The following is a 20,551-nucleotide window of genomic DNA, read 5'->3' as shown; positions in this document are numbered from 1 at the left end:
GGCACTCCGTATCAGTACCGGAGCACCCCGGCGATGCGCCCCCGGCCGTTCAGGGAGTCGTCGGGCACGAAGCGGACCTCGGCCCCCGTCTCCAGGGCCTGTTCGACGATCTCGTCGACCATGTCGTCCCTGGCTCCGGCCTCCTCGGGGCCCGCGGGCTCCAGGTGGCCGCCCTTGTCCCGGACGACCGTCCGGTAGTGCTCCTCGACGGCGAGCAGGCGCATCCGGCCGTCCTTCACGGCCTGCCACACCTCGTCGATGCCTCCGGCGTACGCACGTTGGCCCCGTGCGGCGTCCAGTTCGGCGACGACGGTGGCCGTCGCGGCGGCTTCGCGTGCGGCACGGACCGGCTCGACGGCGTCCCGAACGGAGGCGGCGGGGCCGGCGGCGAGTCCGCCGTGCTCGATCGTCAGGGTGGCCGGGCCCAGGGAGCCGAGCTCCGTCAGCAGCGCGAGGGCGGCGGACGATCCGAGGACGTAGAGCGGCCGGGGTTCGGCGGCCAGCAGGGCGCGCAGCTTCTCGTGCGCCTCGCGCAGGAACTGGCGCGTGGACTCGTCCTGGAAGGTGCTGGGGAGGTCGCCGATGCGCTCCTTGCGCTCCGCGTCCGGGTCCTCCAGGCTGCGGGAGAGCGGGAACCCGTCCCCGGTGTGCTCGGCGGCCCGCTCGGCGCTCCCGTCCCACAGGGAGACCCGGTCGGCGGCGACGGCCAGCGCCCAGTACGGCTGCTCGGCGGCCTGCGCGGCGACGAGGTTCCGGGTGAGGAAGGTGTCGCTCAGGACCACGCGTTCCGGCACCTCACGGGCCACCGACCACACGTGGTGCTCTCCTGGGGCGACGAAGACCACCAGTCCGTCCTCGGCGTGCACCAGATCGATCTCGGCCTCGGCCCTCCGCAACTGGTCGAGGACGTCCGCCCGCCGCTCGCGCGACACGTCCGGGTCCTCCTGGACCGCCTTCTCCGCCTCGGCGAGGAGATTGCGCAGCCGGACGGGATCCTGGGAGTTGTCGGGTTCGCGCCGGTGCGTCGGCATCACGAGGGAGAGCGCCGGGTACGGCCGGGGCTGCCGCAGCTTCGCGAGCGTGTCCGGGCTGAGCACGGGATCCATGGGATGGCCTTCCTGCGCGGGTGGCGGGTGGGGCGGCGCCTGGTGCACCGCCGAGGGGGGACGCGGGCAGGCGCGGTGCGGCGGCTTCCCGTACGCGGGCGCGGCTGATCGCCCGGCTCCGCTGCGCCACGCCAACCGAAGCCACGCGGTACATGCGCCCCACCGGCGCCCACAAGATCCCATCCTGCCCCGACGGCCCCTTTCTCGCGACCGGGGCGGGAAGCCGGAGGAGACCCGGCCCGAGGGGCCTCGCGTACGGGGCGGGCGCGCCGCCACCGCCCGCGAGGTGGGCCTCGGTCTTCGGCGAGGCCTAGCGAGGAGGTTCCGCCGGTGCTCCGGGGGCCGCGCTGGTGGAACGCGGCGCGAGGTGCACTTCGCGGCCCACGCCGGCGATGGCCGCGACGATCATCCCCGGCGGAACGTAGAGCCGCTGAAGGAAGAACTGGGCACGCAGCCCTCAACGCGACCGCCTCGGCAACGGCCCGGCCGCGTCCCCGGCCTTGCGGTTCACCGGGTCCACGGGCCCCACCACTTCGGTGGCAACGGGTCCGCCGGAGCGGATGTCGGCTGGTCGGGGTGGAGTCCGAGCCGGTGGAGGGCGTCCGCACGGAAGCGGACAGCGATCGTGCCGTGCCAGTGCCCGTCCGCGCGTACCCCGCACATCAAGTCGATCTTGATCTCCTCATCGGCGAACGGATGCCAGTCGATGCCCCGGTCCCGCAGTCAAACCGCCATCAGGTCGCCTGCCCGAGGGCAGCCGGCGACGTTCTCGTAGGAGAAGAGGGTCACCCATGCGAAAGCCTGTTCGTCCATACGCTCATCATGCCGCAGCACGCGAGCCGGCCGCGCGTGCCGCCGATGCGGGCGCGGGGCATCGCGGCGATCTGCGTGATCGGCTCGCTCGCCGGGAGCGGCGGTCGTGGTTGCGGGCGGCTGCCGACCCTGCCGGCGACGCGGAGTTGTGCAACCCGCCCCCGAGGCCGCACTGTTGGCCGATATTCGTCCATACGGTCAGGAGTCCCGGCTTGTCCTCCCCCACCCCCGCTCCCGTACCCGCGCACGTCGTCGACCCCGCCGGCGGGTGCCCCCACGCCCTGAACGCCGAGTTGCGGGCCCGGGGGCCCGTCGCGGACATCGTCCTGCCCGGTGGGGTGCCCGCCGCGGTCGTCCTGGGGCACGACGCGCTCAAGGAGTTCCTCTCCCATCCCGATGTCGCCAAGGACTCCCGTCACTGCCCGGCGCTGAGCGACGGCACGATCCCGGCGAACTGGCCGCTGCGGGTCTTCGCCAACGCGCAGGGCATGCACACCGCCGACGGCGCCGACCACCGACGACTGCGGTCCCTCGTCGGCAACGCCTTCACCGCCCGCCAGGTGGAGCGGCTGCGGCCGCGGATCGAGGAGCTGACCGCCGGATTCCTCGACGACCTCGGGCGGGCTGCCGCCGAGGACCCGGACGGTGTCGCGGATCTGCGGAACCGTTTCGCGCTGCCGCTCCCGATGAGCGTCATCTGCGAGCTGCTCGGCGTGGACGCCGGGCACCGGGGCCGACTGCACGACCTCACCTACACGGTGATCATCGCCACCGACACCACCCCGGCGGAGGTGATGGCCGCGGTACGCGAGCTGGTCGAGCTGCTCGGGACGATCGCGGCCGCCCGTCGGGCAGATCCGGGCGACGACCTCACGAGCGCGCTGATAGCCGCCCGCGAGGAGGGCGACGACCGGCTGAGCGAGGCCGAACTCATCGGCATGATGCGTCTGATGCTGGTCGCGGGCCACGAGACCACCCTCAACCTCATCACCAACGCGGTACGGGCTCTGTGCACCCATCGTGATCAGCTGGCGCTGGTGCTGGACGGGCAGGCCACCTGGTCGGACGTGGTGGACGAGACACTGCGCTGGGACGGTCCCGTCAGCTGGTTCCCGTTCCGGTACCCCACCCGGGACCTGACTCTCGGTGGCACCGTGATCCTCCAGGGCACCCCCGTCCTCGCGGGCTACACCGCCGCCGGGCGTGACACGGCCTTCCACGGCCCCGACGCCGACCGCTTCGACCTCACCCGGCCCGGTGCGGCCCGGCACCTCTCCTTCGGCCACGGCATCCACTACTGCGTGGGCGCGCCGCTCGCCCGCCTCCAGGCCACCATCGCCCTGGAGCGGCTCTTCACCCGCTTCCCCGACCTCGACCTCGCCGTCCCCGCTTCCGAACTGCCCCACCAGCGCAGCTTCATCGGCAACAGCGTCGAATCCCTCCCGGTGCGCCCCGTGCCCGCCGTTCGGTAGCCCCGGCCCGGCGCCCAGGCCGACGCGGGTGGGAAAAGTGTCACAAGTGGCGCCTGTTCGCCAACTTTCCCTCGTTCCACCCGGTTCGGCACACACCGGCCCTAGGTTCCTGAGGGGGTGGTGGTGAGTCGCCGCCCCCAGCACACGACAGGAGGAGGCTCTCATGCATGCTCGTCCGCGCTTCACGGGGATCGTCGCCGCTCTGGCCCTCGCGGCAGGTGGTCTGCTGGCCACGGCGCCGGCGGCCACCGCGTCCGCTTCGGCACCGGCCGCTCTGAACTGTTCCGCCCGTCTGATCACCGGCAGCGGCGGTCACCGGGGCGCCGACATCACCTGCAGCGGCTCCTCGTTCACCGGTGTCATCGACTGCAAGCGCAACGACACCGGCTACGTGTACCGGCACTTCGGGAACCGCGTTCCGTCGGGCGGCACGTCCACCGTCTGGTGCGACCTGAACGCCACCGTGATCCAGGCCTACGGCACGCCCAGCTGACACCGTGGCGCGGCGGCGGAGCGGTGGACGCCGCGTTTGGACTCCCTCCGCGTCGGCTCCCGCCGACGGGCGGCGCGGAGGTCTCGCGGTCCGTCCGTGGGGCGGTGGCCGCGAAGGGGTCCTTCGGCCGGCGGGGCTCGCCGGCCGGAGGGCTTCGGCGGTGGCGTCAGACCATCAGCAGGAGCCGCGTCTGCGCGACCAGCTTGCGGTTCACGCTGGTGCTCTGCACGAAGATGGTGAACTCGTCGTTGTGGTCCGGCTTCACGCGGACCTCGTCGTCCGGCAGGCCGAGCAGCGCACGCGCCTGCGGGCCCGTGTACACCCGGTCCGTCTTCTTCTCCAGCACCGCGATCTGCTTGCGTGCCTGGATCCGCTCGGACTTGCTCAACTGGTAGTAGGCGCAGCCGGTCCGGTAGCTGTGTCCGCTCGCGACGACCCACTCCCGGATCCCTGCGTCACGGGCCACCGGGATCAGCTCGAACGTCGACGGGTTCGCCGGGGTGAGGCCGGCCGCCTCGATGCTCTGCTTGCTGACCGCCGCGCCCGCGGAGAACACCGACCGGGAACCCCGGATGCCCTTCGTGCGGCCCACCATGAACTTCTCGGTGGCCTCCTGGATGACCTGCCCGGCCTCCTCCAGACCCTGCGTGCTCGTGGCGTCCCAGATGGCGATGTTGTCCTTCGGGAAGCCGCACTGCGTGGCCTCGCGCTTGCCCATCTGGTCGGGGACCAGCACCGCGAGCGTCCAGTTGTCCTGCTGCGCCTCGATCATCTCGGCCACGGCCGCGACCAGCGCGCGGGGATCCTTCGCCGGCGCGTCCGGGGAGCGGTGGCTCGCGTTCTCCTGGCCGTCGGTCAGGACGAAGGTCAGGAAGCTGTGGTCGCCGTACAGCTGCGCCGTCTGGGCCAGCTCCCGCTGCGACTTCAGCGCCGCCGCCAGCAGCGCGGTCATCCCGCCGACCCGGTACAGCTGCTTCAGCGACGGCATCCGCAGCACGTCCTTGTCGTAGATGACGCACTCCACCTTGTCGGCGAAGACGTACACCGTGACCCGGGTCTCCTGGTCCAGCTCCCTCGACCGCCGCGCGAGGTACGCGATCTGCTGGTCGGCGACCTCGATGACCTTGTTCCGCAGGCGCGACATGGACGAGCTGGCGTCCAGCACGAGCGCGACGTGGTTGATGTAGTTCTGGGTCCCGGACATGACGTATCCCCCTCGTTCGGATCCCTCGTTCGGATCGATGTACCTACCGTCTCACCCACCACTGACAATCGATCAGTTGCGCGATGCGGGCCCGGCGAACGCAGCCCGGGCAGGCGTGGTGCCTGTCCGGGCTGGGCGTTGCGGCGGGCTCGCGCCCGCGGGTCAGGTGCTGTATCCGGCGCCGTAGAAGGGGGCGGTGCCGTAGAAACGGATGCCGTGGTCCTGCGGGGTGCGGGTCATCGGGAGAGGCCCTGGAGGGCGGTGGTGGCGAAGCCGTGGTCCTGTTCGGGCGCACCGCCGCCGACGCCGATCGCGCCGATCAGGTGCCCGTCGCGGTGGACGGGGATGCCGCCGCCGATGAAGAGCAGCGGGCGGTCGAGCGCGGTGGGCAGCGAGTGGAACGGCCCCTCCGGCTTGACGAGTTCGACCAGGTCGGCCGTGGGGGCGTTGAGCTGGAGGGCGGTGTAGGCCTTGCGGGTGCTGGTCTCGCCCGAGATCAGCACCGCCCGGTCGTCGCGGCGGAAGGCGAGCAGGTGCCCGCCGGCGTCCAGGACCGTGACGCTGACGGTGACCCCGGCCGCCTCGGCGGCCCGGCGAGCGGAGGTGATCAGGTCCTCCGCTTCGGTGGTGGTCAGAGGGGTGACAGCGGTGGGGGTGGCGGTGGTGCTCATGGCGCTTCTCCTAGAGGGCATGCGGGTTACGGGGGGGAGGCGGAAAGGGAAGTCAGTGGTGAACGGGCGTACGGGCCGGCGCGCCGGCGGTCGCGACCGATGCCGTCACAGCCGTCTCGGTCGCGGCCGACGCCGTCGCGGCTGATGCGGTCACGGCCGATGTGGTCACGTCAGATCCGGTCGCGGGGCTACGGCGCTCGAGTGCGGCGGACCAGAAGGCGAGGCCGAGGGCGGCGGCGGCGAGGGCGGCGCCGACCCAGTTCGGGGCCGTGTAGCCGAAGCCGGCGGCGATGACGATGCCGCCGAGCCAGGCGGCGAGCGCGTTGCCGAGGTTGAAGGCGCCGATGTTGACGGCGGAGGCCAGGGTCGGCGCGCCGTGGGCCTGGTCGAGGACGCGCTTCTGCAGCGGCGGCACCGTGGCGAAGCCGAGCGCTCCGACGAGGAGGATGGCGACGGCGGCGAGGATCTTGTTGTGGGCGAGGACGGTGAACAGCGCCAGCACGATCGCGAGCCCGCCGAGGGTCGTGTACAGCAGGGGCATCAGCGCACGGTCGGCGAACCGGCCGCCGAGCAGGTTGCCGGCGAACATGCCGACGCCGAAGAGGACCAGCAGCCAGGTGACCGCGCCCTCGGAGTAGCCGGCGACCTCGGTCATCATCGGCGCGATGTAGGTGATCGCGGCGAAGACGCCGCCGAAGCCGAGCACGGTCATCGCCATGGCGAGCAGGACCTGCGGGTTGCGGAACGCGGTCAGCTCCCGGCGCAGGTGGGCGCCCTCGGGGCGGGGCATGGCGGGCACCAGCTTGGCGATGCCGAGCAGACCGACGACGCCGAGTGCGGCGACGATCGCGAAGGTGACGCGCCAGCCGACGGCCTGCCCGATGAACGTGCCGAGCGGAACGCCGACGATGTTGGCGACGGTCAGGCCGGTGAACATGGTGGCGATGGCGCCGGCCTTCTTGTGCGGGGCGACCAGTTCCGCCGCGACGACGGACCCGATGCCGAAGAACGAGCCGTGCGCGAGGGAGGCGATCACGCGGCCGGTGAGCATCAGTCCGAAGCTCGGGGCGAGCGCGGAGACCGCGTTCCCGAGCACGAACAGGCCCATGAGCAGCATGAGCATCCGCTTGCGGCTCACCTTGTTCCCGAGGACGGTCAGCACCGGCGCGCCGACGACGACACCGAGCGCGTACCCGGTGACCAGCAGGCCGGCGGTGGGGATGGAGACACCGAAGTCGCCGGCGACCTGGGGCAGCACCCCCATGATCACGAACTCTGTGGTGCCGATACCGAAGGCCCCGATGGCCAGGGCGAGGAGTGCGAGAGGCATGGGCTCGACCTTCTACGATTACTTGAGCAAGCTCCTTAGACGCTTAGACAATACTTGCACACGCGCTCTATGCGCAAACGCTGCCAACCCTCGTGCGATGCGGCCGGGGATTTCGGCCACCGGAATACTTGCAACAGCCCCCTATGAGCCCTGGCCGGTAATTTCATTCGCGCGTATCCTTGGCCCCGTCCCCCTGGAAGGAGATACGGAGCATGACCGCCACCGACCCGGCCCTCACCGCCCTCGCCAGCGGATGGGGCGCGCTCTCCCTCCTGCACGGCAAGATCGAGACGCGTATCGAGCGCGCCCTCCAGAGCGGGCACGACCTGAGCGTGCGCGAGTACGCGCTCCTCGACGTGCTCAGCCGCCAGCACGACGGCGTGGGCGGGCATCTCCAGATGAAGCAGGTCGCCGACGCGGTCGTGCTCAGCCAGAGCGCCACCACCCGCCTGGTCTCCCGCCTGGAGGACCGCGGCCTGCTGTCCCGGTATCTCTGCCCCACCGACCGCCGCGGCATCTACACCGACGTCACCGAGTCCGGCCTCGCGCTCCTCGACGAGGCCCGCCCGACCAACGACGCGGCCCTTCGGGAGGCGCTCGACGAAGCGGCGCTGAACCCGGAGCTCAGCTCGCTGGTCGCGGCCGTGGAGGCCGTCGAAGCCGTGGCCACGCCGGTCCCCGTCCGCTGACGGCGGGGACCGGCGGGCACTCTCACCTGCTCGGCGGCAAGGTCCGGGAGCGCGGGTCCGGCCGTTCGGTCAACGCTGCTTGGCGCAGGTGACGTCCGCCCGCGGCAGTCGGCCGGTGCCCAGGTACGCGTTCACGGTCTCGTCCACGCACGCGTTGCCGTAGAAACCGTACAGGCCATGGCTGTTGACGCCCTCGAGCGTCACCAGGCGCGAGCTGGGCAGCATCCCGTGCAGGGCGACGGCGCCCGGGTGCGGGGTGCGGGGGTCGCCCGTCGCCGAGACGATCAGGGCGGGGACGTCGTGGCGGACCTCGGTGCGGCGCTCGCGCGGGCGCTCCCAGAACGCGCAGGGGTTGAGGTTGCTCAGCGCGGGTCCGAAGACGGGGTGCGCGGCGCGGCTCGCCTCGATGGCCCGCCAGTACACCTCGGGGTCGCGGGGCGCGGAACCGTCCGCGCAGAGGATGGCCATCTGGGCGCTCGCCGAAGCCGAGTACTCGTCGGTGAAGGACTGCCGCAGCAGCCCGGCGAGTTCCGCCGGCAGTGGCCCGGTCGGCCGCCCCTCGGCCGCGGTCCTGAGGAACCTCACCGCGTCGGCGAGGAACCCGCGGTTCTCGTCGCCGTCGTCCATGAGGGGCCCGAACAGCAGGAACGGCACCTGGGTGTCGTCGAGCCGGAAGGTGTCCGCGCCCTCCCCGAGCGTCAGCGGCGCCTGCCCGGCCGCCTCGGCGACGTCCCGGACGGCGGCCAGCACCAGCGCGCCGGTCCCGCCGAGCCCGTACGTGCCGTCGCGGGCCGCCGTCCAGTCCGCCCAGTCGCTCAGCGCGTGCTCGCTCGGCCCGATCAGCGACGGCAGCATCGTCGGCCCGTACGCGCGCGGGTCGAGCGCACCGTCGAGCACCATCCGGCCGGCGCGGCCGGGGAACAGCTGCCCGTAGACCGTGCCGAGGTACGTGCCGTAGGAGACGCCCAGGTAGTTCAGCTTCCGCTCCCCCAGCGCGGCCCGGATCACGTCCATGTCCCGCGCGGTGTTCCGGGTGCTCGCGTACGGGAGGACGTCACCGGCGTTCGCCCGGCACTTGGCTGCCAGGTCCTTGTTCAACGCCACCTGCCGGTCGAAGCTGGACCGGCTGTTCCCCGCAGCCGTGATGCCGCTGCTCACGGGCCACACGCAGTCCAGCGGATTGCTCCGGCCGACGAACCGCGGGTCCATGCCGATGATGTCGTACCGCTTGGCGACGTCCTTCAGGGCGTCGCGCACACGCGGCGGCGCGCCGATCGTCGGCCCGCCGGGTCCCCCGTCGTTGAGCAGCAGCGCCCCGATCCGGTGGGCGCGGTCCGTGGCCTTGATCCGGGAGATCGCGACGGTGAGCGTACGCCCCTGAGGCCGCTGGTAGTCGAGTGGCACGGTGACACCCGCGCACTCGGCCCCGGCAGCCGCGAGGTCCTGACCTTCGCGGTCATCGGGCCCCAGGACACAACTGCCCCAGCGGAGTTGAGGCGCCGGAGGCACGGACCGGGCCTCCGCCGCGGCCGTGGTGACACCCGCGATGGCGAAGCTGAGGGCTAACCCGGCGCCCAGCAGGGAGATATGAGGTCGTTTCATGTCAACGAAGCTAGGCGCGCACCCGGGTTGGCACACGGGTGCCGGCCCCCGGGGCGGTGGTGGGGGTAGCTCCACGTTCCGCGCCGGGGAGCGTGCCGCCGCCGTGGCAGCCGCCTACGTCCCGGTGGTGCCGGCTGAGAGGTTCCGGCGGAGTTCGCTGGGGGTGTGGCCGGTCCAGCGGGTGACGGCGCGGCGCAGGGTCCGGGAGTCGGCGTAGCCGATGCGGGTGGCCAGGGAGCCGGTGGTCTGGTCGGTGGTGGCGAGCAGACGGGTGATGTGTGCGCACCGGGCGGTCTCGAGTTCGGTCCGCCAGGTCGTGTCGTGTTCTTCGAGGCGGCGTTGGAGGGTGCGGCTGCTGAGTGTCATCCGTCTCGCCGTCGCGACGAGGGTGATGTCGTGACCGTCGCCCTCGACGGCGCTTTTGAGGACGGTACGGAAGAGATCCAGCCAGTTGTGCAGCGGGATGGCGTGGGCGAGGCTGAGTTCGGTGTTGTGGCGGAGGACGGCCGTGAGTCCCGGCTGGGCGTACGGGCTCGGCACCCTCAGGTCGACGGTTCGGAACGTGAGCGAGCTGACCTGCTGCTCGAAGTCGACGGCGCGGGTGCCGAAGAGTTCGGCGAGTCTGTCGTGGCGCTGCGGGGCCTCTGCGGCCAGGGCGACGCGGACCGGGGCGATCGGCGACTGGCGCGCCTCGCTCAGGCGTCGCCAGACCACGCCGAGTATGTACGCCCGGACGGCGTTGGCGGCTTCGTAGGTCAGGTCCGCGTCGTTCACGTGGCTGATGGTGACCTCCTCTCCGTCGTCGTCGACGAGCAGGGTGTGGCTCCGGACGTCACCGGCGGCGGCCAGGTAGTGGGCGGCGTCCTGGATTCCTTCGAGGGGTGTCGCCGCCGAGGTGATGAGGTAGTCCCATGGCCCCAGTTGTCCGAGCGACGACTCCCGCGTCATGACCGCGGCGACGTCAGCCCAGGGGGCCTTGGTCGTCATCAGCTCCCAGATGCGCCCGTTCGTGGCGGACGGTGTGCGGTACCGGTCACCGGTCAGGTGCTCCGGCGCCAGACCCAGGAGATCGGCGCCCGCGCTCTCCCGGATGCCCAGGAGCGAGGCGCTGTGCAGCATCAGCCGGGTGAAGAACGCGGGCTTCGTGCCGGGGTGGGTGTGCGATGCCGGGAGAGGCGCGGGGAGGCAGGTGCCGGCGGGCGCCACCAGGTCGTTCATGCGGCCCGCCGCCCGTTCGCACGGCGCGGGCTCGGCGCTTGGGCGCCGCACGCCGGCGCGCCGTCTCCCCCCGCGGGCCCGTTCGACCCTCGGCTGTGTCGCGTGCACCTCAAAGGCGTCATCCCTTGCTCTCCCGCGGAGCGTCCGGTGATCTTCCTGGTCACCCGGGAGGCTACCGCGCGAGGCGCTTCTCGACGGGGCGGAGCGAGGATCGAACCGGTTGGCGGTCAGGCGGGCGAACGCGGACGGCACGGTGGCGTGGGACGCCTCGTCGAGGCCGGTACGGTTCCGGGACACCGCGACCAGGACCTGGCGGGACATCCACACCCCCCCTCTCCCATCCCCTTGCCCCACCAGGTATCTTGCATTGCATGGAACCAGGTGATTCGACCAAGCAGGCCCGGGCAGCCGCCCAGCTGCGCAAGGGTGTCCTGGAGTACTGCGTCCTCGCCCTGATGCGGGACCGCCCCCGCTACGGCGTCGAACTCCTGCGTGCCCTGGAGGAGTCCGGCGCCCTCGCCACCGGTCAGGGCACGGTCTATCCGCTGCTCTCCCGGCTCCGCCGCGACGACCTGGTCAGCACCACCTGGCAGGAGTCCGAGTCCGGGCCGCCCCGCCGCTACTACGCGCTCACCGACAGCGGCCGCGCCGCGCTCGACGAGTTCACCCGCGTCTGGCCCGGCTTCCGCGACGCCGTCGACGCCTTCCTCGCCACCCCGCACGACCCCACCGGAGACTCCGCATGAAGACCTCTGCCGACCCCGTACGCGACTACCTCGCCGCCGTCGAGCGCGAGGCCTCCACGCTCCCCGCCGACCGGCGCCAGGAACTCCTGGCCGACCTCGCCGAGCACATCGAGGTGACGCGCGCCGAGCGCCCCGACGCCGCGATCGGTACGGTCCTGGCGGCGCTCGGGGACCCCCGTACGATCGCGGCGACGGCACTGTCCGAGGCGGGCGGCAGGGCCGCCGCCGGGGTCCCGGCGGGCAGTGGTGCGGAAGCGCCGTCCGCTCGGCGCGGCAAGGTGCACCCCCTGGTGCCGCTCCTGATGCTCACCCTCTCCCTGCCCTTCGTCATGGTCTTCCCCGACCTGCCCGGCCCGCTGTTCGGCGTCCTGTTCCGTATCGTCGGCGCCGTGCTGCTGTGCACCTCCGTGCACTGGACCGGCGTCCAGAAGACCACCGGCGCACTGCTCACCGCCGTCCTGCCGAGCGTCGTCATCGCCACCTCGAACCTGTCCGACGGCGGCCCCGCGGCCGGCACCCCGACCCTTCTCGCCAACCTCGGGATGCTCGCCGTGATGGCCGGCACGGCGGCCTGGCTCTGGAGGGTCCGTCGCGCCTGACGTCGGCCCTCGACTCGGCGGGTGCCGGGGCGCGGATCCACCGCCTCGGGCGGTGGGCTCGCCGCGGGTGGCGCCCTGGTACGTGCGGTAGCCACGGCCGGCTGCTACGGCAAAGCACGTGCGGGCCAGGCGGCCTCGCGCAGCAGGCGCAGGCCGTTGAGGCCGACGATGACCGTGGAGCCTTCGTGTCCGGCGACGCCGAGGGGCAGCGGGAGCGTCCCGAGGAGGTCCCAGGCGACGAGGACGATGAGGCAGGTCCCGGCGATGGCCAGGTTCTGGATCACCAGGCGGCGCGCGGTGCGGGAGAGCCGGACGACGGCGGGGATGGTGGCGAGTTCGTCGCGGACGACGATGGCGTCGGCGGGCGGCAGCGCGAGGTCGGAGCCCGCCCTGCCCATCGCGATGCCGCAGTGGGCGGCGGCCAGCGCGGGGGCGTCGTTGACGCCGTCGCCGACGACGAGCGCCCGGCGGCCTTCGGTCTCCCACTCCTTGACGGCCGCGGCCTTGTCCTGGGGCAGGAGCCCCGCACGTACGTCGGTGATGCGCACTTCGGCGGCCAGGTGCCGTGCGGCGCGTTCGTTGTCGCCGGAGAGGAGGACGGGGGTGCGACCGGTCAGCTCGGTGAGCGCGGCGACGGTGGCTCGGGCGTCGGGCCGTAGCCGGTCGGCGATCCCCAGCACGCCGACGACGACACCGTCCCGTACGACGGCGACGGCGGTCCGCCCGGAGTCTTCCAGCTCGGCCACCACCTCCTGGTGGGGGTGCTCGGCCTGTACGGCGCCGGCGCCGGTCATGAGCCGGGAGGGCGACCCGACCCGGACCGTGTGACCGGCCACGGTGGCCGTGACGCCTTCGCCGGGGACCGAGGAGAAGTCCGCGGCCTCAGACAGGGGCAGGCCGCGTTCGCGGGCGGCGTCGACGACGGCGCGGGCCAGGGGGTGTTCGCTGGGGTGCTCGGCGGACGCGGCCAGGGCGAGGAGGGCGGCTTCGTCGAGGGCGGTGCCGGGCAGGGGACGGATGTCGGTGACCCGTGGGGTGCCTTCCGTCAGGGTGCCGGTCTTGTCCAGTGCGACGGTGTCGATCTCGCCGAGGCGTTCCATGACGACGGCCGACTTGGCCAGCACGCCGCGGCGGCCGGCGTTGGCGATCGCGGAGAGCAGCGGGGGCATGGTGGAGAGCACCACCGCGCACGGCGAGGCGACGATCATGAAGGTCATGGCCCGCAGCAGCACCGAGCGGAGGTCGTCACCGCACGCGAGCGGGATCGCGAAGACGGCGAGCGTCGCGAGGACCATGCCGATCGAGTACCGCTGTTCGACCTTCTCGATGAACAGTTGTGTGGGGGCCTTGGTCTCGGAGGCTTCCTCGACCATTTTCACGATGCGGGCGATCACCGAGTCCGCCGGGTCGCGCTCCACCCGTACGCGCAGGGCGCCCGTGCCGTTCACGGTGCCGGCGAACACCTCGTCGCCCACCCGTTTGGCCACGGGCAGCGATTCGCCGGTGATGGTGGCCTGGTCGACGTCGCTCGTGCCGCGGGTCACCCGTCCGTCGGCGCCCACCCGGTCTCCGGGGCGCACGAGGACGGTGTCCCCGACGGCGACGGTCCGGGCGTCGACCGTCTCCTCCGTACCGTCGGGCAGAAGGCGGGTCGCGGTGGCCGGCGCGAGGTCGAGCAGGCCGCGTACGGAGTCGGCGGTGCGGGCGGTGGCGACGGCTTCCAGGGCGCCGGAGGTGGCGAAGATGACGATCAGCAGGGCGCCGTCGAGGACCTGACCGATCGCGGCGGCGCCGAGCGCCGCGACGCCCATGAGCAGATCCACGTCCAGGGTCTTGTCCTTGAGGGCCTTCAGGCCTTCCCATCCCGGCTCCCAGCCGGAGCAAGGGTTTCACCATACAGGAACACATGAATAGGTCTTCATATGTCATCCGTATGATGGGGGCATGGGCCACGGAACAGACAGCCGCAGCAACGCCACCACCCGCGAACGGCTCGACGCCGTCGGCGCATCCGACGTCGCCGCCACCCTCCAGGCCCTGGCCACGCCCTCGCGGCTGCACATCCTGGCCCGCCTCCAGGAAGGCCCCTGCTCCGTCGGCGACCTCGCCGACGCCGTCGGCATGGAGGCCTCCGCCTGCTCCCACCAGCTCCGCCTGCTCCGCAACCTCGGCCTGGTCACCGGCGAGCGGCGCGGCCGGTCGATCATCTACGCGCTCTACGACAACCACGTCGCCGAACTCCTCGATCAGGCCCTCTACCACGTCGAACACCTCCGCCTCGGCTTCCGCGACGTCCCGGCCGGGCGACTTGAGACAGCGACGGCGACCGCGACCACCGACCGTCGGTGAAGGATTCCATTCAGAGTCTTGATGTCTGTTCACCCCTATGCCAGATTCGGCGCAGCACCACCTGAGTCAACCCTGGCGCCGCTTCGCGATGCGTCGGGATCGCTGCGGGAAGGGGACATCACCATGCCGGTCGAGCATGCCTCCGGGGAACGAATCGCGATGGAGCGGCGGACCATCGAGGTCATCCCGGACGCCGAGCGGCACGGCACGCCGCGCAGTCAGTTCACGTTGTGGTTCGGCGCCAACATGCAGATCACCGCGATCGTCGACGGCGCCCTGTCGGTCGTCTTCGGGGCCGACGCGCTGTGGGCGATACCCGCGCTGCTGATCGGCAACGTGCTCGGCGGCATCGTCATGGCGCTGCACTCCGCGCAGGGGCCGCGGCTCGGGGTGCCGCAGATGGTGTCCAGCCGGGCGCAGTTCGGTGTCTACGGCGCCGTGCTGCCGTTGCTGCTGGTGATCCTGATGTACCTCGGGTTCGCCGCGACCGGCAGTGTGCTCGCCGGCCAGGCGGTGTCCGAGTTGCTGCACATCGAGAACACGGATGTCGGCATCCTCCTCTTCGGCGCGCTGACCGCCGTGGTCGCCGTCGCCGGCTACCGGTTCATCCACCTCGCCGGGCGCATCGCCACCGTCGTCGGCGTGCTCGGCCTCGGCTACCTGCTGGTGCGGCTGTTCACGCAGTACGACGTCGGCGCGCACCTCGGCATCAAGGGCTTCGACCCGGCGACGTTCCTGCTCGCCGTGGGCCTGGGCGCCGGCTGGCAGCTGACCTTCGGCCCGTACGTCGCCGACTACTCGCGCTATCTGCCGCGCGACACCAGCACCCGCGCCACCTTCTGGTCCACCTTCGCCGGATCCGTCATCGGCTCCCAGTGGGCCATGACCCTCGGCGCGCTCACCGCCGCCGTCGCGGGCGACGCGTTCCTGCCCGACCAGGTGGGCTTCCTCGGCCGCCTCGCGGGTCCGGCGGTGCTCGCGCTCCTCATCTACCTCGTGGTCGTCGTCGGCAAGCTCACCGTCAACTGCCTCAACGCGTACGGCGGTTTCATGTCGATCCTGACCACGGTCACCGCCTTCGACGGCCGCTCCCGCGTCTCCGCCGCCGCCCGTGCCGCGTACATCATCGGCTTCACCGCCCTGTCGGTGGTGATCGCGCTCGCCGCGAGCGCCGACTTCCTCACCCACTTCAAGAACTTCGTGCTCCTGATCCTGATGGTCTTCACCCCGTGGAGCGCGATCAACCTGGTCGACTACTACCTGATCTCCCGCGAACGCGTCGACATCCCCGCCCTGTACGACCCCGCAGGCCGCTACGGGCGCTGGAACCTCACCGCGCTGACCTGCTACGCCGTCGGTATCGCCGCACAGATCCCGTTCCTCGCCACCAAGCTGTACACCGGCGCCCTCACCGAGAAGCTGGGCGGCGCCGACATCTCCTGGATCGTCGGACTCGCGGTCACCGCGGCCCTGTACGGGGCCTGGGCACGCCGTACCGCCAACCCGCCCGCCCGGACGATCCACCCGGCCGTGGCCGGGAGCGGCGACCGGGCGGGGGCGGCGCGGGTCGGCTGAACCCGGTCAGCCCGCCGGGGCGACATCCGCCCACAGGGCGACGGCGTCGGGCGAGAGCGGCTCCGGCAGCGCTGCGGTCGCTTCGCGCGGCCGGCCGCCCTCGTCCGCCCCGTCCCACCACTGGCCCTGGCCGGGCGTCAGCACCTGCCCGCCGGCGTCCCCCGTCCGCCAGCGTCCCCCCAGGACGTACAGCAGGCCCGCGTGCCCCGGGCCCGGCACGACCGGACCGGTGACCCGCTCCACCCGGGCCGCCCAACGCCCCCTCCGCACCATGAGGTTGAGCACCCGGCACGGCCCACCGGGCAGCTCGGCGTCCAGCGCGAGGTCACCCGAGAACGCGAACGGCTCCCCCGCCCGCGTCAGCAGCCGGTCGAACTCCCCCGGACAGACCAGACGCACCCCGTCGCCCGCCAGCAGCGTCAGCGTCCGGTCGACACCCGGGAACGCCGAGAAGGGCCCGTCCGCGTCGATGTCGGCGACGCTCGCCCGCCACCCGAACTCCTCGGCGCCCGAAGGCCGCACGACGATCTCCCTCGTCGCACCGCCCCCGTTGCGCCATCGGCCGGCGGTCAGTTTCTCGACATCGAAGAAGGAGTCGGCGGTGTGAGCGGTGCGGTCCGTGGGGTCCATTTCGGGTGGCTCCTGGCCTGCTGGCGGTACGGGGCGGATCACCGACGAAGTCTAGGCGGGGCGCTCCAGGGCGCCCGTCGCACCCGGTGGTTCCGCCGGCGACGTGCCACGCCCGGCCCCGGACCGTACGGCGGAGGCGGTCTGCCGCCGGGTCGGCGGGGCGGGGTTGTCGCGGGCGGAGTGGCGGGGGCTGCTGCCCGACGTGCCGTACGTGGACTCGTGCCGGGGCGCTGGAAGTTAGGGGTTCCGGGGGAGCAATGGGGTCCGGGGGCCCGGGGGCCCGGGGGCCCGGGGCCCGCGGCCCGCGGCCCGGGGGTCACGCGTCCCAGGTGACCGGGAGGCTCTTCACCCCGTAGATGTCCGCCGTCTCCGGCCGCAGGGCGACCTCCTCGGCCGGTACGGCGAGGCGCAGCGTGGGGAAGCGCTGGAGGAGTGCGGAGAACGCGACGCGCATCTCGACACGGGCCAACTGCGCGCCCAGGCACAGGTGGACGCCGTGGCCGAACGCCAGGTGTCCGCCGGCGTCCCGGCCCAGGTCGAGGACGTGGGGGTCGGTGTAGCGCTCGGGGTCGCGGTTGGCGGTGTGGTACGAGAGGACGACCGTGGTCCCGGCCTCGATGGTCTGGCCGCCCAGCTCGACGTCTTCGAGCGCCGTCCTCATGAAGGACTTGGCCACGCTCAGGTACCGCAGCAGCTCCTCCACCGCGCCGTCGACGAGCGAGGGGTCGGCGCGGAGTTCGGCCAGTTGGGCCGGGTTCTGGAGGAGCGCGAAGGTGCCGAGGGAGAGCATGTTGGCCGTGGTGTCGAAGCCCGCGGCGAGCAGGATGAGGCTGATGCCCTTCAGCTCCTCGTCGCTGAGGTCGCTGTCGGTGAGCTCGCTGAGCACGTCGTCGGTGGGGGCGGCGCGCTTGGCGACGACGAGTTCCGCCAGGTACTCCTGGGTCGCGGTGTACGCGGCGATGAGCTCCTCGTCGCTGGTCTCGCCGTTCATGAACGTGTCGATCTGCTCCTGGAAGGAGGCGCGGTCCTCGTACGGCACGCCCAGCAGCTCGCATATGACCATGGTGGGGATGGGCTTGGCGAAGGCGGTGACCAGATCGGCCGACGGGCCGCCGCGCTCCATGGCGTCCAGGCAGTCGCTGGTGATCTGCTCGACGCGCTCGGTGAGCAGCCGCATCCGTCGCGCGGTGAACTTGCCGACCAGCGGCTTGCGGTAGCGGCTGTGCTCGGGGTCGTCCGTGAGCAGGAACTCGCCGGGCGGCGCGGGAGGGATCTCGAAGTCGACGACGTTCAGGAGGTCTTTGCGCGAGCTGAAGCGCGGGTCGGCCAGGACCGACCGGACCAGCTCGTGGCCGGTGATCATCCAGCCGGGCTTGCCGCCGGGGTGGGTGAAACGGCTGATGGGCCCGTGCCGGCGGGCCTCGGTCAGCTCCGAGGGCGGGTCGAAGGGACAGCCGGCCGGACGCTCCGTCGGCAGGGCCGGGACGGTGTGGAGGGACTCGCTCATGACCATTCCTCATCTCGCGACATCAAGCGTTTGACACATCTCGAACGCTACGTTGCGTTCATACTCCGGTCAATCAATTGAATACGTTATCGCAGGTGAGAGATGCCAAATTGATGCAATGACGCTGCGCTCGAATGCAACGCATCGTTGCAATGAGGAGCAGCGAAGGCAATACTGCGCGTATGCCAGGAGGACGGTTGACCCAGCAGGAACGCCACCGGATCGCGGCCGGACTGACCGGCGGACTCTCGTACGCCGAGATCGCCAGGCGACTCGGCCGGCCGACGTCGACGATCAGCCGCGAGGTCACCCGCAACGGCGGCCCCGGCGGCTACCGGCCGCAGCACGCCCACGAGGTGACGGCGCAACGGGCGCGCCGCAGCACACCGCCACCCCCGCGCCCCGACGCGGCGGACCGCCCCGCGGCCGACACCCTCGACGAGGAGATCGTCGAACTGGCCGTCAGGTCGGGTATGCCGAGGACGACGGCCCGCGTCCACATCGACCTGCTGATGTCGGAGGACGGCAGACGCACGGCGGCCGAACTCACCCGCAGACTGCGGCTCAGCCCCGCATCCGTCTCCGTCGCCGTCAACTTCCTGGTCCAGAACGGATACGCGCGCCGCGAGCGCGACCCACAGCGCCGGCGCGACGTGTACGTGATCGACGACGACGCCTGGTACCACTCGATCCTGATCAGCTCACGCCAGACCCTCGAAGTGGCCCAGGCCGCGATCACGGCGGCAGACACCCTCGGCCACGACAGCCCCGCCGCCCAGCGGCTCGCCCGAGGGGGAACCTTCCTCCGACAGGTCGTCCAGGACACGATGAAGTCGGCCGACCACTGGCGCACGCTGCTGTCGTGACGACCCGGCCTGAGGGCGGGGACGGCTTGGGGCGCCTCCCTCGGGGACCCGTCAGCCCTGGTCCACGCGGGACAGTGCGTCGGCGATCAGGCGGATGGCGAACTCCCGGTCGTCGGTGATGCGGTTGATGTGCTCCGCGAGGAGGAACGCGGTGGCCTCCAGCGGGTTCATCTCCTCGCTGGTCCACTCCCCGTACTGCTTGCGCCAGAGGCTGGGGCTCAGTCCGGTGCCGGCCGCGATGACCAGGCCGGCCATGGTGGGGATCGCCTCCGGGCGGACGCTCCTCGGCATCGAGCGCATCGCGGACACGACGCCGGGCACCACGTACTCGATGACGTCCTTGTCGTGCTCCTCGTGGGCCTGCCGCAGCCACTTCATGAACATGAAGATGACCGTGCAGGTGCCGTCCAGCAGGTCGTGGACCTCGCTCGGGCCCAGCGACGCGGTGAACTGCCGGATCAGCCGCTGCTGTTCGGGATCGGGTTCGGCTCTGTCCTCGTAGACGGACTTGAGGCGGGAGTCGATCACCATGAGCGCGCCGCCCACATCACCGGCGGGAGCGTTCTTCGGGTCGCAGGGCGATGACACAGGATCCTCCTCCGTGACCGCGGACGGCAGCGCGGCGTTGCCCGCACCGTAGAACGGCGAGCGGGGCGTGGGGCCGGGGATTCCCGGAAGACCACCCGTAAGGGGACGGGGACCAGGCCCTCGACAACGGTCAGGAGTCCTTCCCTCCGGCCCCCCTTGCCGAGCCGAGCGAGCGGTCAGCGTCCGCGCGGGGGCACCCGGTCCTCGGGATCCAGGTCGACGCCGGTGAGCTTCGCCCCGGTCATGTTGGCGCCCTCTCTCCTGGCCCCTGCGAGACGGGCACCGCTCAGGTCCGCCTCCGACAGGTCGGCACCGCGCAGATCGGCGCCTCGTAGGTCCGCCCGGTCGAGGTAGGCCCTGTGCAGGTTCGCGCCGCGGAGGTCCACACCCCGCAGATCGGCGTCGCTGAGGAACGCGTCCGGGGCCTTCACGTCGCCGAGCCGCACCGCGTGCAGGTCCACGCCGAACAGCCTGGCCGCGGCGAGATTCGCTCCCCGCAGATCGGCCCCCGTGAGATCGACCCGCAGAAGATTGGCCCGGTATACGGGGCTCCGCAGGGTGGCGCCGTCGAAGTGAACCTCGTGGAGGTCCTCCCGGGCACGGTCCAGGTCGCCCATATCCGCCAGGCCCCGCAGCCTGACGTATCGCAGTTGCAGCCGTGTGGTGTCGCTGCTGTCGACGGGCCGGTTGGCCAGTACGGTCACGGCTGCCTGGAGGTCCACGGACAAGGGCTCGGGGACATCGGCGTTCGCGCCCCGGGACCCGCCGCCGGAGACGGGCAGGCGGGCGTGGGCCCGGACGTAGGCCGCCAGCACCACGGCCACGGCGGCGAGCCCGGGGAGGGCGGCCACCAGCAGCCCGGGCCAGATCCGCTGCCGCTCCGCCCGCCCGCCCCCGGCGTGCCCGTCGGACAGGCGCAGGCGCCTACGGCGTCGCCGCGCCGCCGCCCGCCGGTGCGCGGCGCGTTCCATCCGGCGCATGGCTGCGGTCCTGACGGTGGATGAGGTGCCCACGTATGCATTTCAACCCATACGCGGGTGCGGCGCAGCGCCGGGTAGGCCGACTCGACGCCTGTGCAAGCCGGGGCTTCGCC

18 protein-coding genes and 1 pseudogene are annotated in these 20,551 nt (G+C 72.0%); 8 read left to right on the top strand and 11 right to left on the bottom strand.

All coding sequences use genetic code 11. The annotated features are described in order from the left end of the window. Positions 1 to 11 precede the first annotated feature (11 nt). Positions 12 to 1,106 (bottom strand): baeRF3 domain-containing protein, encoded by a 1,095-nt coding sequence (locus ACZ3ZE_RS23065; RefSeq protein WP_361627945.1) that lies wholly within the window; start codon positions 1,104 to 1,106, stop codon positions 12 to 14. Between the two features lie 1,025 nt (positions 1,107 to 2,131). Between ACZ3ZE_RS23065 and ACZ3ZE_RS23060 the strand changes: the two genes are divergently transcribed. Then, positions 2,132 to 3,391 carry a cytochrome P450 family protein gene (locus ACZ3ZE_RS23060; RefSeq protein ID WP_467260457.1) on the top strand — a complete coding sequence of 420 codons (1,260 nt, stop codon included), beginning with the start codon at positions 2,132 to 2,134 and terminating at the stop codon, positions 3,389 to 3,391. Positions 3,392 to 3,554: 163 nt separating this feature from the next. Continuing rightward, positions 3,555 to 3,884: a hypothetical protein gene (locus ACZ3ZE_RS23055; RefSeq protein ID WP_361172705.1), complete on the top strand. Its 330-nt coding sequence runs from the start codon at positions 3,555 to 3,557 to the stop codon at positions 3,882 to 3,884. A 166-nt stretch (positions 3,885 to 4,050) separates the two neighbouring features. Here the strand turns inward: ACZ3ZE_RS23055 and ACZ3ZE_RS23050 are convergent, their stop codons facing one another. The 3 genes from ACZ3ZE_RS23050 to ACZ3ZE_RS23040 all read right to left on the bottom strand — a co-directional run bounded on the left by ACZ3ZE_RS23050 (position 4,051) and on the right by ACZ3ZE_RS23040 (position 7,089). Continuing rightward, positions 4,051 to 5,088, bottom strand: a complete 1,038-nt coding sequence (locus ACZ3ZE_RS23050; protein ID WP_363290643.1) for a vWA domain-containing protein — start codon at positions 5,086 to 5,088, stop codon at positions 4,051 to 4,053. Between the two features lie 236 nt (positions 5,089 to 5,324). Further along, complete coding sequence (locus ACZ3ZE_RS23045; protein WP_361172700.1) at positions 5,325 to 5,759, bottom strand: GlcG/HbpS family heme-binding protein; 435 nt, start codon at positions 5,757 to 5,759, stop codon at positions 5,325 to 5,327. Between the two features lie 52 nt (positions 5,760 to 5,811). After that, on the bottom strand, positions 5,812 to 7,089 hold the full coding sequence (locus tag ACZ3ZE_RS23040; RefSeq protein ID WP_361172697.1) for an MFS transporter: 1,278 nt from the start codon (positions 7,087 to 7,089) through the stop codon (positions 5,812 to 5,814). A gap of 212 nt (positions 7,090 to 7,301) precedes the next feature. Between ACZ3ZE_RS23040 and ACZ3ZE_RS23035 the strand changes: the two genes are divergently transcribed. Further along, positions 7,302 to 7,778 carry a MarR family winged helix-turn-helix transcriptional regulator gene (locus tag ACZ3ZE_RS23035; RefSeq protein ID WP_363290644.1) on the top strand — a complete coding sequence of 159 codons (477 nt, stop codon included), beginning with the start codon at positions 7,302 to 7,304 and terminating at the stop codon, positions 7,776 to 7,778. Positions 7,779 to 7,847: 69 nt separating this feature from the next. Here the strand turns inward: ACZ3ZE_RS23035 and ACZ3ZE_RS23030 are convergent, their stop codons facing one another. Then, a complete protein-coding gene (locus ACZ3ZE_RS23030) occupies positions 7,848 to 9,380 on the bottom strand; it encodes an alpha/beta hydrolase (RefSeq protein WP_467260454.1) in 1,533 nt (510 codons plus the stop codon). Positions 9,381 to 9,494: 114 nt separating this feature from the next. Then, positions 9,495 to 10,598 (bottom strand): AraC family transcriptional regulator ligand-binding domain-containing protein, encoded by a 1,104-nt coding sequence (locus ACZ3ZE_RS23025; RefSeq protein WP_361172688.1) that lies wholly within the window; start codon positions 10,596 to 10,598, stop codon positions 9,495 to 9,497. Between the two features lie 371 nt (positions 10,599 to 10,969). On the opposite strand from ACZ3ZE_RS23025, the gene ACZ3ZE_RS23020 reads away from it, so the two are divergent. Together ACZ3ZE_RS23020 and ACZ3ZE_RS23015 are read left to right on the top strand one after the other, a co-directional pair. Continuing rightward, positions 10,970 to 11,344 carry a PadR family transcriptional regulator gene (locus ACZ3ZE_RS23020; RefSeq protein ID WP_361172685.1) on the top strand — a complete coding sequence of 125 codons (375 nt, stop codon included), beginning with the start codon at positions 10,970 to 10,972 and terminating at the stop codon, positions 11,342 to 11,344. Continuing rightward, complete coding sequence (locus ACZ3ZE_RS23015; protein ID WP_467260451.1) at positions 11,341 to 11,943, top strand: HAAS signaling domain-containing protein; 603 nt, start codon at positions 11,341 to 11,343, stop codon at positions 11,941 to 11,943. The genes ACZ3ZE_RS23020 and ACZ3ZE_RS23015 overlap by 4 nt, the downstream gene beginning before the upstream one ends. Positions 11,944 to 12,047: 104 nt before the next feature. Here ACZ3ZE_RS23015 and ACZ3ZE_RS23010 read toward each other — a convergent pair. Continuing rightward, positions 12,048 to 13,820 (bottom strand): annotated as a pseudogene (locus tag ACZ3ZE_RS23010) (heavy metal translocating P-type ATPase); the annotation flags it as partial. 67 nt (positions 13,821 to 13,887) lie between these two features. Between ACZ3ZE_RS23010 and ACZ3ZE_RS23005 the strand changes: the two are divergent. Both ACZ3ZE_RS23005 and ACZ3ZE_RS23000 read left to right on the top strand, forming a co-directional pair. Next, a complete protein-coding gene (locus ACZ3ZE_RS23005; protein WP_361172679.1) occupies positions 13,888 to 14,292 on the top strand; it encodes an ArsR/SmtB family transcription factor in 405 nt (134 codons plus the stop codon). Positions 14,293 to 14,415: 123 nt separating this feature from the next. Beyond that, positions 14,416 to 15,867 carry a purine-cytosine permease family protein gene (locus ACZ3ZE_RS23000; protein ID WP_361627960.1) on the top strand — a complete coding sequence of 484 codons (1,452 nt, stop codon included), beginning with the start codon at positions 14,416 to 14,418 and terminating at the stop codon, positions 15,865 to 15,867. Between the two features lie 6 nt (positions 15,868 to 15,873). On the opposite strand, the gene ACZ3ZE_RS22995 is transcribed toward ACZ3ZE_RS23000, so the two are convergent. Beyond that, positions 15,874 to 16,497 (bottom strand): HutD/Ves family protein, encoded by a 624-nt coding sequence (locus ACZ3ZE_RS22995; protein WP_467260448.1) that lies wholly within the window; start codon positions 16,495 to 16,497, stop codon positions 15,874 to 15,876. Positions 16,498 to 16,813: 316 nt separating this feature from the next. Continuing rightward, entirely contained in the window at positions 16,814 to 18,004 is a 1,191-nt protein-coding gene (locus ACZ3ZE_RS22990; protein WP_467260445.1) for a cytochrome P450, read from the bottom strand. 197 nt (positions 18,005 to 18,201) lie between these two features. Here ACZ3ZE_RS22990 and ACZ3ZE_RS22985 point away from each other — a divergent pair, with 197 nt between their 5' ends. Further along, positions 18,202 to 18,870: a GbsR/MarR family transcriptional regulator gene (locus ACZ3ZE_RS22985; protein WP_361172667.1), complete on the top strand. Its 669-nt coding sequence runs from the start codon at positions 18,202 to 18,204 to the stop codon at positions 18,868 to 18,870. Positions 18,871 to 18,921: 51 nt separating this feature from the next. Here ACZ3ZE_RS22985 and ACZ3ZE_RS22980 read toward each other — a convergent pair whose 3' ends face one another. Both ACZ3ZE_RS22980 and ACZ3ZE_RS22975 read right to left on the bottom strand, forming a co-directional pair. Then, on the bottom strand, positions 18,922 to 19,458 hold the full coding sequence (locus ACZ3ZE_RS22980; RefSeq protein WP_361172664.1) for a hypothetical protein: 537 nt from the start codon (positions 19,456 to 19,458) through the stop codon (positions 18,922 to 18,924). A 176-nt stretch (positions 19,459 to 19,634) separates the two neighbouring features. Next, entirely contained in the window at positions 19,635 to 20,438 is an 804-nt protein-coding gene (locus tag ACZ3ZE_RS22975) for a pentapeptide repeat-containing protein (RefSeq protein WP_467260442.1), read from the bottom strand. Between the last annotated feature and the right edge of the window lie 113 nt (positions 20,439 to 20,551).

The organism is Streptomyces sp. NPDC023157 (assembly GCF_055560575.1).
Note: the sequence above shows the minus strand (reverse complement) of the source record. Positions and strands in the feature narration are given on the sequence as shown.